Source organism: Anaeroplasma bactoclasticum, assembly GCF_003550015.1.
GTDB lineage: Bacteria > Bacillota_I > Bacilli_A > Acholeplasmatales > Anaeroplasmataceae > Anaeroplasma > Anaeroplasma bactoclasticum.
In genome coordinates this window covers 1-10,917 of record NZ_QXEV01000044.1, presented here as the reverse complement: position 1 = coordinate 10,917, position 10,917 = coordinate 1, and the positions used below count along the sequence as shown (strand labels likewise).

Sequence of the window (10,917 nt, the reverse complement as noted above, 5' to 3'; positions counted from 1 at the left end):
ATGGATTTACTATTTCAAACCGAGCTTGATTATTAACATTTATATCCACCAATTTGGTGGATTTTATCATTTCTTAACTACCCATTTTAGGGGTAAATCCTAAATTCAGGTTTTATCATAACTTATATTAGTTTTCAATAGGTAAAAGGCTGAAAATGATAGTGAAACTATCTTTCTTTCTTTCTGTTTGTTACATAAAGACACAATAACCCTATTATTGCTACTTTTCAATGAAAAAAGGATTATATTTAAAATATAATTCCTTCTTACTTAATTTCTTATAATTTCAATCGAATCTTTTAGCTTTTCTATTTCGGCATGACTTGTAACATACTTTTCACCATCTAGTGTGAATTCTAAATTATCACCATCAAGAGTAACCATCTTCTTTTCTAAAACGAGACAATGCCTTTTTGATTTTGAAACCAAAAATTTCCAAAAACGAATCGTATCACTAACTTTGTTTTTAAATGGTAATATCTTAATATGCATAAACTCTTCATTCGTTTGGACAATAGAATATCCCGCAAGATATTTCGTATTTAAAATGAACAATTGAGATATTTTTTCTTCTTTTCCATCAATAAAAATAGTAGTTGGCTTTGTATAAAAGAAGTCTTTTATACAAGCTAAGTAATATGCTAGTCTTCCAAGCTCTCTTTTTTTACCTGCAGAATAGGATACCCCTGCATATCTTCCAATCGCTAATCCATATAGGAAAAATGTATCATTTATACGATATGCGCTATGGGGTTTAGCATGTCCATTTAATATTATTTTTAAGCATTTTTTTATACTTTTAGGCATTTTATGACACTTAGCTACATCATTCATAGTTCCTCTTGGAATAATACCAAGCTTAGGCTTTTTTTGAAGCCTTAGGATTCCCGATGCAGCCTCATGAATGGTTCCATCACCACCACAGGCTATGACTAAATCATAAGATTCTCCATTTAAAGATACATATTCATCAATGGTACCTTTACCCTTTGTTTCAAAAATGTCTGTGGTATATGCCACAGACAATTCTTTAACTATAAACTCGATTTCTTTTTTCTTTAATGCCCTTCTACTATAGGGATTATGTACTAAAAGAGCTCGCATTATTTTTTAGACTTCTCCTTTACATCCTTTTTAGGAGTTGCCTTAGTTTGAGTTTTAGTTTGAGTCTTAGATGCCACCTTTTTTTCTTCTACCTTTGTTAAAGGCTTCTTTTCATCTACCTTAGGTCTAGATTTTTCATTTAAGAAATTCTCAAACTTCATGTAATTCTCTTTTGTACCTACTACAACTAATACATCCCCCGGAGAAATCAAATCCATTGGCTTAGGAATAGCAAATTTACCATCTTTAATTAATCCTACAATATTAACATCAAATAATACACGGACATTCATATCAATAATACTTTTAGGCTCAAATCCCTCACCAACAGAAATTTTAACCATAGTATAATCTTCAGCTAGCTGATAATAATCCAAAATAGAATCCGACATAATTTGGTTTGCTAAAGAAAGGGCTGTTGCCTCTTCTGGAATAATTACTTCTGTTGCACCAAGCATTCTATAAACTTCCTTATGTCCTTCTTCATCAGCACGAACAGTAATCTTTTTTACACCAAAATTCTTTAAATTTAATACAGTTAGAATAGATGCCTGCAAATTATTACCAATTGCTACAACGGCATGGTCAATTTGAGATGCACCTAATTCCTTAAGAACATTTGGCTTAGTTGAATCTGCAACTACACAATGTGGAATAAATGATGCTACCTTTGTAACAGATTCCTCATCAATATCAATTGCTAAAACATCCGCATCCATATTCGCTAAAATTTTAGCAATATTTGCGCCAAAACGGCCTAATCCTATAATCATAAATGATTTTTTCGCTGTTGCTCTTCTCATCCTATAATCACATTCTCCTCTACATATTGAATTGATTCTTTTGAATTACCAATCCAATTCTTATTTACTACACCAATAATAGTTAAAGGTCCAAGTCTACCAAAGAACATAATAAAGCATAAAATAATACGACTACCTGCATTTAAGCTTGTAGTAATACCCATCGATAGACCAGTAGTTGAAAAGGCACTAGATACTTCAAATAATATCTCTTCAATGCCAAATTGCTCTTCTGTTCCTACTAGGGTTCTATCATACTGTACTATTGCTACTAAGAATGTACCAAATACTACAATTAATACACACATACCTATTAATACAAAGGCTTTAAATATCTGCTCGTTTGATATTTTTCTACCAAATGCTCTTGCACTTTTACCTCTTGCATAAAATACAATAGCTATAATAACAACCGCAATTGTAGTTGTTTTTACACCACCACCTGTACCACAAGGAGATGCACCAATAAGCATTAAAATAACATAGATAACATAAGCTCCAGGATAATTCTTAAGCTCTGCTAAATCATAGGTTGTAAAGCCTGCAGTTCTACATGTTACAGACCCAAATAAAGCCTGTAGCCATGTGAAATTAGGGTCTGTTATAGTTGCTTTAATAAATAATGCACCAACAACGATTAATACTATAGTAGTAGAAATAGCAAGCTTTGAATGTAAAGTTAATTTCTTCCATTTAAATCTCTTTTTAAATAAATCATCCATAACAACAAATCCACAGGATCCTAAAATAATCATTGCGATTGTTGTCATATTGATTAAAATATCATCCTTAAATAATATGAGTGAATCTGAACCAATTCCACCAAATATATCAAATCCTGCATTATTAAATGCAGATGCAGAATGGAATAAGGATGCTCCAAGTGCTTCCCACCAAGTATCAAAATACTTCACAAAAACAACCATATTAATGCCTGCACATATAATTTGTACAGAAAATGATATAATAACAATCTTTCTTACTAATGGAATTAAACCAGATACAGAAGACTGATTTAATGCTTCTCTTAACAAGAATCGATTAGATACTCCAATCTTAGCTCCAATCATTGTATAAAAGAAAATTGCGATAGTTATAAAGGATAATCCACCAATTTCCATAAGAATTACCATAATAATTCTTCCATACAACGTGAATGTTTGTCCAACATTTGCTACAGACAAGCCTGTAACACAAACTGCAGATGTTGCCATAAACAATGAATCAACAAATCCTATGGAATGGAAATCTGTTGTTGTAAATGGCATAACCAAAAATATGGTACCTGCAATAATAATGCTAAGGAAGCTTACAATTATTATAATGTAGGGATGAATTTTTGTTTTCTTCATATCCAACACCTCAACATATGCCTATTATACTATATTTTTAAAATCATAACAAGAAAAACCCCGTTTTTACACTTTTATCTGTTGAAAAAAAGAGCCAATAATTTGGCTCAATTCTGTTATTATTTTTACTTTTCTAATTCTGGAATTGCTTTAGATATTGCCATAGCTAAAGCACCTGTTCCAATATGACAAGAAACGGATAAGGAAAGTGGATAAACATCTACATTTTTACCTGGGAAAACCTTCTTGATTTCTTCTACAAATTCTAATGCAGGAGTCTTGTCAACACCAGAATATGCAACCTCTAAATATACATTATCTGTTTTACCATCTAAATCCTTTAAAAAACCATTTATGGATGCTTCACAAGCTTGAATCATAATCTTCTTAGCATTTTCCATATCACGATTTCTCATTCTATATTTATCTAGTTTTTCACCCTTAATTGTTAAAATAGGCTTTAATTTTAATAAACCACCTAAAGCTGCAGCTGCAGGAGTGATTCTTCCACCCTTCTTTAAATAATATAGAGTATCTAATGTAATATAAATATCTGAATTGAATTTTTCTCTTTCTAAAATATCCTTAATTTCTTTTCCGCTATATCCCTTTTTAGCAAGCTCGATTGCATCTAGTGCATGCTGGCGCTGTGTTACAGAAATTCTTTGATCATCTACAACAAATACCTTTCCTTCGTACATTGCCTCAGCACTAACCTTGGCACTTTGGCAAGAATTAGATAATCCACTAGACATTGGAATATATACAACCTCATCATATTCTGTTAAAGCTTCATCCCAAACAGAATTAACAAAGCCAATGGATGGCTGTGATGTACAAACATTAGCCTCTCCAGTTAATTTTTCATAGAATTGCTCTTGAGTTAATGTGATATCCTCTAAGTATTCTTCACCATCAATCATAAATGGCATAGGAATGACACGAATTCCAAGTTCTTGTGCTTCCTTTTGTGTAATACCACTATTAGAATCTGTAATAATTGCAACCTTTGGCATAATAAAAACCTCCCTTATGTCAAGAATCGACTTACTTCACTTTTCGAAAGTAGTATATCAGTAAATGTAAAGCTTGTCAAACATTATTTTATGTCATAATCTGACATAAATGGCTTTTTAAGAAACAAAAACATAAATATTGAGGACCAATGATACATTTGTCTATCTTTTGGAAAGTCTTAAACTATCAATGAAAAAAAGAGGTTATTCTACCTCTTCAGATTCTACATCAATGACTGTATCTTCAAATGATTTTGTATGAATCATTAATAAAACAATATTTATTAAAGATAATACTGCAAGGACAATTCCAAAGGTAATTAAAGCAATTTGGAATAATAAATCTCCTGCATTAAAGAATAATGCTATACCTAACGCAAGTAATGGAATTTCTGTTAAAAACTGTCTTTTATGGTCTCTTGCTAATATGATTCTTATTAATGGAAAAATAATTAATAATGAACCAAGTATAACGGATAAAACAAAGCCATGATTAAATATAAATATTGCTCCTAATATGATAAATGATAAGGATACAATAAAATTATAAGCATATCTTTTACTATGCTTCATTTCCTTAGCAGATATTAATAAGGGGAAGATATTTACTAATATAATAATTGCACCAATAAAGATACAAATTACTTGAACAAATTCCTCATAATATAATATACCAACTAATGTTAAAACAACCCCTAATATAACTCCTATAACCCCAAAGAATAATGATAATCTTTTATTACTATTCATTGCACATTTCCTTTATTTGTAAAATTATATTTTCTAAATTAGGCTCTATACGATTCTTTTGAACCGGAGTCATTAATCTTGAATTCCAAATGGATTTAAAATCCTTTTCCTTATACCAATAATAAGCTTCTGTTTCTCCTTCTTGTAATAATATAGAATCTGGGTCTATATCACATACACAAGTAAAGGTATGAGCTATCGCATGATAAGAAACTATAGTTTTATAATGCTTTATAAAATTCCCATCAATACCAGTTTCTTCCTTTAATTCTCTTTTGGCAGAATCTAGGGGATCCTCCCCATATTGCATACATCCAACTGTAACCTCTAAATAGCCTGGCATAGAGCTTTTATATTTACTTCTTTTTGTGATTAAAAAGGATTGATTTCTCTTATTATAAGTAATCACATCAATTATACCAAAATAATATCCATTTGGAATGTGATTTGGTCTTGCTATTTTCAAATCACATTTATTTAATTTTTGATCATATACCTGATAATACTCTACATTATTCATACTTTATAGGACTCCTTAATCTCAAGTAATTCAAAATAGCGTTCCATAAGCTTATCATATTCTTTAGATAATTCTTCCTTTTTATCATTTAATTCCATAAGCTTTTTATAATCTGTAGAAATTGTTTTAAGTTCTGTATCTAGCTTTTCAATTTCTTTTTCTATTTTAGGCATACGTTCTTCTATATTTTCTAATTCTTTTCTTAAGGCGGAAGGCATTCTTTGTGTTTTTACTCTTTCCTTTGGAATTGCCTCATCTACTCTACCCTCTTTATCATTTTGATTTAAATACTCACTAAAGGATAATAAGGATTCTTCTATAGTACCTGATTTGAATATGAATAGCTTATTACATATTTTATCTAGAAAATATCTATCATGAGATACAACTAAAATAGGGCCTTTAAAGCTCATTAAATAATTTTCTAATATTTCTAATGTATATAGATCTAAATCATTTGTAGGCTCATCAAATAATAATACATTCGGATTAGAAATAAGGACTCTTACAAGCTGTAATCTTCTTTTTTCTCCACCCGATAGCATCTTTACCTTAGTATACTGTAAATCCCTAGAAAACAAGAAATTTTCAAGTAACGTTTCCGCATCCATCTTACCATCTAGGGTATCAATAATATTTGCAGTATCTTTAATATAATCAATAACTCTAATCTCTGGATCAATTAATTCTAAATGCTGGGAAAAATAACCAATTTTTAAAGTTTCCCCTTTAATTAATTCTCCACTAGATAAGCTATCTAATCCCATTAATATACGGAATAATGTAGTTTTACCAGCCCCATTATCTCCAACGATACCAATAATATCATCACGGTTTAAATCAAAACTAAAGTTTTCAAATAAAACATTATCTCCAAAAGCCTTAGAGCCATTTTTCATATAGATAAGCTTTTTACCAAGTCTTGTTTCTATACTAGAAAACTCCATTGTCTTTTGTTCATTAAATTCTATTTCGCTTAATGCTTTAAATCTTTCTTTTCTAGCCTTATTCTTTGTTCTTCTTGCCTCAACACCTCTACCCATCCATTCCTTTTCCACTCTTAGGATTTGTTTTAAGTGCTTCTCTGCTAAAGCCTCCGCTTCAATACGTTCTGCCTTTAAGCTTAAGAATTCATCATAATTGGCATCATATAAATAGATTTTACCAAAATCTAATTCCATCATTTTATTACAAACTCTTTGTAAAAAATATCTATCATGGGTTACCATAAGTAATCCCTTTTTCCATTTTATTAAATATTTTTCTAACCAAAGAATTAACTCATTATCTAAATGGTTTGTAGGCTCATCTAATATTAGCATATCACATGGAGTAACTAATACTTTGGCAAGAGCAAGTCTTTTAAGCTGTCCACCAGAAAAGTTTTTGGTAGTAATAGATAAATCTAAAAATCCCATTTTAGTTAAGATACTTTTGGCTTCATATTCAATTATTGGAGCATCCTTCGTTGAATCCTCCATTACAATGGATAATAAGTCCTTGGATTCATCAAATTTAGGGTCCTGCTTCAAATAATTAATTCGCATTCCACCAGAAATGACAATTTTACCACTTATAGGATTTTCATCTCCCATAATAAGCTTTAGCATTGTAGTCTTACCGGTACCATTTACTCCAACAATACCAATCTTATCATTATCCGATATAGAAAAAGAGGCGTTATCTAATATTTTTCTTTCGATATATTTAAATGTTACATTATCAAATGTAATATTCATAATATTACACCTCCTTTACAATCGGTATGAATTATACCACACTTATTGCATCAAAAAAAGACTGATTTACATCAGTCTAATTTCTTAAGCAAGCTTTTCAATAAGTCTTTTCATTTCATTTGCTTTAGAATCTACATTTCTATATGCATCATCTAAAGAGGATTCTTTTCCACCAATTTTAAACTTTAGAGTTTTTACTAACTCACCATCATCTAAGGTTAATACTAAAATACCATAATAACCATATTCAGGAAATGCTTCCTCTTCATATTCTTTTTTGAATTCAACGACATCATATAGGTTAATTAATGTGCCATCTAAATCATACATTTTTGTTTTCTTTTTCTTGTCCATTTTACTCACCCTCCAATAGGAATTATATCATATATATCGAAAAGTGAAAGAAAAATCGTAACTTAAAAACAAAAAACTGGAATAATTGCTTATTCCAGTAATATTCAAAGTGGTGCCGGCGACAGGACTTGAACCTGCACGCTCGTCGCAATAGATTCTAAGTCTATCATGTCTGCCAATTTCATCACGCCGGCACGTAAATACCTTGCAGCTTCAAACTGCAATAAGTATTATACATAATGGATATTTAATTGTCAAGAAGAAAAAAACTTAATTTTTTAGTATTTCTCCATAGATTTTACCATTTTCAATTTTCGTGATTTTTACATCATATAATTTACCAATTCTATCCTCTTCATAAGGCATAAAAACCTGTAAAAAATTGGATGTATGTCCCATCATCAAACCACCTAATACCTCTTGTTCTGGTATGATATCTAAAACCTTACCTATAAACTTTTCTGCATATTCTAATTCCAACTGATTGGATAACTCAATCAATCTTTTTGCACGATCCTTTTTATCCTGATCAGCTACCTGAGGCATTAAGGCTGCCTTAGTACCTTTTCTCATGGAATAAGGGAAAACATGAAGCTTAGATAGCTTTAATTCCTTACATAAATTATAGGTTTCCATAAATTCCTTTTCTGTTTCATATGGGAATCCTACAATAACATCTGTAGTAATAGAAATATTTGGTCTTGCACTTCTTAAATCCTTTACTTTATTTATATAATCATTAACATTATATTTTCTTTCCATTTTAGATAAAATTAAATCACTTCCAGCTTGAAGTGGTAAATGCAAATGATCAGCAATTACCTTATTATCCTTCATTAAGGAAATAAATTTATCATCTACCTCATTCATTTCAATAGAGGATACTCTTAATCTTTTTAATTTTGGAACTTCGTTCAATATTCTTTCAACTAAAGTAGAAAATGTAGCATCCTTATCCTTATATCTTCCAGTATGAATACCAGATAATACAACCTCTAAATAGCCATGGTCTGTAATTCTTTTTAGTTCATCAATTACTTCATCTATTGGCTTTGAGCGAACTGGTCCTCTTGCGAAAGGGATAATACAATAGGTACAGAAATTCTCACAGCCATCCTCTATTTTTACAAAGGCTCTTGTATGATCATAGCTTGTTACACCAAGCTTTTCATATTCATGAGTTTCTAAGATATCTAGAATATCTATTCTTTTTTCTTTTCTTTCACCCTTAAGCATCTTATCTATTGTATCTACAACAGACTTTTTATTACCATTACCAATTAGGATATCTACGCCATCAATTTCCTTTGCCTCATCGTTTGTTTGGGCATAACAGCCCATAACACAAATAATTGCCTTAGGATTCATTTTAATGCATTTATGAATCATCTTTCTACTTTTAGCATCTGCAGTATTTGTTACACTACAGGTATTAATGATGAAGCAATCACATGTTTCATCAGCCTCACATACCGTATAGCCTCTTGAAGTAAGCTCATTTTTTAATGCATTGCTTTCATAAATATTCACTTTGCAGCCTAATGTGATAAAGCCTACTTTCATTTCTTTAGCTCCATTTCATAACTAATTGCAGATAATATATAGAATACTGCTGTTTCTGTTCTTAAAATTCTTGGTCCTAAAGCACAAGGGATAAATCCCTTGTCCTTTAAATAGGATAATTCACTATCATCAATGCCACCCTCAGGTCCAACCACTACGGCGACCCTAGCATTTTCCTTTAAATTAGATATAAGGCTCTTAAATGCCTTTAATTCGCCATTTTTCGCTGATTCCTCATAACATACAATTTTTACATCAAAAGAGGAAAAATCGATAGTTTTTAAATAGGGGATAGAAGGTACTTCTGGAATAACATTTCTGAAGGATTGTTCTGCAGCCTCTTTAGCAATTTTTCTAAAACGCTCTAGCTTAGAAGTAATCTTTTTTTCTTCAAGCTTAACAATGCTTCTTTTCATAAATGTCGGAATGATTTGTTTTGCACCAAGCTCTGTTCCATGCTTGATGATTTCTTCCATTTTATCGCCTTTAGGATATCCTTGGAAAATAGATACAAAAACCGGCAACTCCATATTACCGGTTTTCTCTTCAACTATTTCAAAGGACACCTCATCTTTAGATACATTTAAAATCTTAGCTAAATAGGATTTTTCTGAATCACTTACCATAACAATCTCATCGCCTTTAAAGCGAAGGACTGTAGACATTTGGTAAGCATCATCTCCAGTGATTACCCTATTTTCTAGATTTTCTTTTGTAATGAAGTATTTTTGCATAATTATTGCTCTTTATATCTTCTATATTTGATTTCCATTAGGAACAATAATGGAAGTGCAATAATATCTCCAGCAATAAAACCAGAAGCATAAAGGCAAGAAATGCCTAGTGTTTGAATAAAGTTTGAATCTACATTTGTAATAAAGAAGCTAAACCATACAACAGCACCACAAACCGCAAATAATAAATAGATTACATATGCAAGAATACGAAGCGCTGGAATGAAATGGCTAATATTATTTTTAGCTGCATGTAAAACCATTTGATAAGTTTCTTCATCCATAGCCTCTGTAATAATGCAATCATATGCATATGGTGCCATATTTTTCTTTTCTTCTACATCGCCCTTGTTATTTTCAACAAGAGGGCAAATGAATACCAATTCCATAGTTTCCATATTTTGATATAGATTGTATAATCCCTTATATTTCTTTGCCATATCAATTCTTGTATACTTAGAAAAATCGATTGTTGGCTCTTCCTTTTGTGTGAAGCAACCACTTTTTACTAAGTTTACTGCCTTTTCAGCTAGCTGACGATTATTCTCAACTAATAATAATTTTTCATATTCCTTTAATTCAGGAGCAGCTTCAGGAATTAAATTCTCATCCTGTTCTACTTCTTCTAATCCTTCAAATTGATTCTGTTCCATAAACAAATACCTCCGAAATAAACTATTGTAATTTTATCATTATTCTATATTCAATTCAAGTATTTGAAAAAATAGGGTAGAGGAAAGAAAATAATTCTTTGCCCCTCCCGTTGCACCGTACATACGGGTCTCGTATACGGCGCTACATTTATATTATTCACAAACTACTTTAGGTAGTACAATAGAGGATTGACCAAACCCGGCCTATTCCTCTTTTTGTTTGGCTTAGAAAGTAAATCAGCACTAATTAAATAGTTAACAATCTTTGTACCACATTGTCTATACCAACCTAGTCTTGTATTGGCTACTGAATATATTTCTTCATCAGT

Annotated in this window: 11 protein-coding genes and 1 tRNA gene; all 12 read right to left on the bottom strand. The window is 31.0% G+C overall.

What is annotated here, in order from left to right; genetic code table 11:
* Positions 1–270 precede the first annotated feature (270 nt).
* The 12 genes from EI71_RS09695 to EI71_RS09640 all read right to left on the bottom strand — a co-directional run bounded on the left by EI71_RS09695 (position 271) and on the right by EI71_RS09640 (position 10,588).
* The gene (locus EI71_RS09695) at positions 271–1,104 is read right to left on the bottom strand and encodes a diacylglycerol/lipid kinase family protein (RefSeq protein ID WP_119017025.1); all 834 of its coding nucleotides are present in this window, start codon (positions 1,102–1,104) and stop codon (positions 271–273) included.
* Positions 1,104–1,907: a potassium channel family protein gene (locus EI71_RS09690; protein WP_119017024.1), complete on the bottom strand. Its 804-nt coding sequence runs from the start codon at positions 1,905–1,907 to the stop codon at positions 1,104–1,106. Before EI71_RS09690 ends, EI71_RS09695 begins: the two co-directional genes overlap by 1 nt.
* Positions 1,904–3,259 carry a TrkH family potassium uptake protein gene (locus EI71_RS09685; protein WP_162849949.1) on the bottom strand — a complete coding sequence of 452 codons (1,356 nt, stop codon included), beginning with the start codon at positions 3,257–3,259 and terminating at the stop codon, positions 1,904–1,906. Before EI71_RS09685 ends, EI71_RS09690 begins: the two co-directional genes overlap by 4 nt.
* Positions 3,260–3,384: 125 nt before the next feature.
* A complete protein-coding gene (locus EI71_RS09680) occupies positions 3,385–4,275 on the bottom strand; it encodes a DegV family protein (RefSeq protein WP_119017022.1) in 891 nt (296 codons plus the stop codon).
* Between the two features lie 204 nt (positions 4,276–4,479).
* The gene (locus EI71_RS09675) at positions 4,480–5,025 is read right to left on the bottom strand and encodes a hypothetical protein (RefSeq protein WP_119017021.1); all 546 of its coding nucleotides are present in this window, start codon (positions 5,023–5,025) and stop codon (positions 4,480–4,482) included.
* Positions 5,018–5,545 (bottom strand): NUDIX domain-containing protein, encoded by a 528-nt coding sequence (locus EI71_RS09670; RefSeq protein ID WP_119017026.1) that lies wholly within the window; start codon positions 5,543–5,545, stop codon positions 5,018–5,020. The genes EI71_RS09675 and EI71_RS09670 overlap by 8 nt, the downstream gene beginning before the upstream one ends.
* On the bottom strand, positions 5,542–7,284 hold the full coding sequence (locus EI71_RS09665) for an ABC-F family ATP-binding cassette domain-containing protein (RefSeq protein ID WP_162849948.1): 1,743 nt from the start codon (positions 7,282–7,284) through the stop codon (positions 5,542–5,544). Before EI71_RS09665 ends, EI71_RS09670 begins: the two co-directional genes overlap by 4 nt.
* A gap of 84 nt (positions 7,285–7,368) precedes the next feature.
* Complete coding sequence (locus EI71_RS09660; RefSeq protein ID WP_119017019.1) at positions 7,369–7,638, bottom strand: hypothetical protein; 270 nt, start codon at positions 7,636–7,638, stop codon at positions 7,369–7,371.
* 110 nt (positions 7,639–7,748) lie between these two features.
* Positions 7,749–7,832: transfer RNA gene (locus tag EI71_RS09655), tRNA-Leu, on the bottom strand.
* Positions 7,833–7,908: 76 nt separating this feature from the next.
* On the bottom strand, positions 7,909–9,201 hold the full coding sequence (gene mtaB, locus EI71_RS09650) for a tRNA (N(6)-L-threonylcarbamoyladenosine(37)-C(2))-methylthiotransferase MtaB (protein WP_119017018.1): 1,293 nt from the start codon (positions 9,199–9,201) through the stop codon (positions 7,909–7,911).
* A complete protein-coding gene (locus tag EI71_RS09645; RefSeq protein ID WP_162849947.1) occupies positions 9,198–9,935 on the bottom strand; it encodes a 16S rRNA (uracil(1498)-N(3))-methyltransferase in 738 nt (245 codons plus the stop codon). Before EI71_RS09645 ends, mtaB begins: the two co-directional genes overlap by 4 nt.
* A gap of 2 nt (positions 9,936–9,937) precedes the next feature.
* Positions 9,938–10,588 carry a hypothetical protein gene (locus EI71_RS09640; RefSeq protein WP_119017016.1) on the bottom strand — a complete coding sequence of 217 codons (651 nt, stop codon included), beginning with the start codon at positions 10,586–10,588 and terminating at the stop codon, positions 9,938–9,940.
* Positions 10,589–10,917: the final 329 nt, after the last annotated feature.

Coding starts and splice junctions, on each gene's coding strand:
- EI71_RS09695 (WP_119017025.1), bottom strand. CDS start 1,104: ATGCGAGCTCTTTTAGTACATAATCCCTATAGTAGAAGGGCATTAAAG.
- EI71_RS09690 (WP_119017024.1), bottom strand. CDS start 1,907: ATGAGAAGAGCAACAGCGAAAAAATCATTTATGATTATAGGATTAGGC.
- EI71_RS09685 (WP_162849949.1), bottom strand. CDS start 3,259: ATGAAGAAAACAAAAATTCATCCCTACATTATAATAATTGTAAGCTTC.
- EI71_RS09680 (WP_119017022.1), bottom strand. CDS start 4,275: ATGCCAAAGGTTGCAATTATTACAGATTCTAATAGTGGTATTACACAA.
- EI71_RS09675 (WP_119017021.1), bottom strand. CDS start 5,025: ATGAATAGTAATAAAAGATTATCATTATTCTTTGGGGTTATAGGAGTT.
- EI71_RS09670 (WP_119017026.1), bottom strand. CDS start 5,545: ATGAATAATGTAGAGTATTATCAGGTATATGATCAAAAATTAAATAAA.
- EI71_RS09665 (WP_162849948.1), bottom strand. CDS start 7,284: ATGAATATTACATTTGATAATGTAACATTTAAATATATCGAAAGAAAA.
- EI71_RS09660 (WP_119017019.1), bottom strand. CDS start 7,638: ATGGACAAGAAAAAGAAAACAAAAATGTATGATTTAGATGGCACATTA.
- mtaB (WP_119017018.1), bottom strand. CDS start 9,201: ATGAAAGTAGGCTTTATCACATTAGGCTGCAAAGTGAATATTTATGAA.
- EI71_RS09645 (WP_162849947.1), bottom strand. CDS start 9,935: ATGCAAAAATACTTCATTACAAAAGAAAATCTAGAAAATAGGGTAATC.
- EI71_RS09640 (WP_119017016.1), bottom strand. CDS start 10,588: ATGGAACAGAATCAATTTGAAGGATTAGAAGAAGTAGAACAGGATGAG.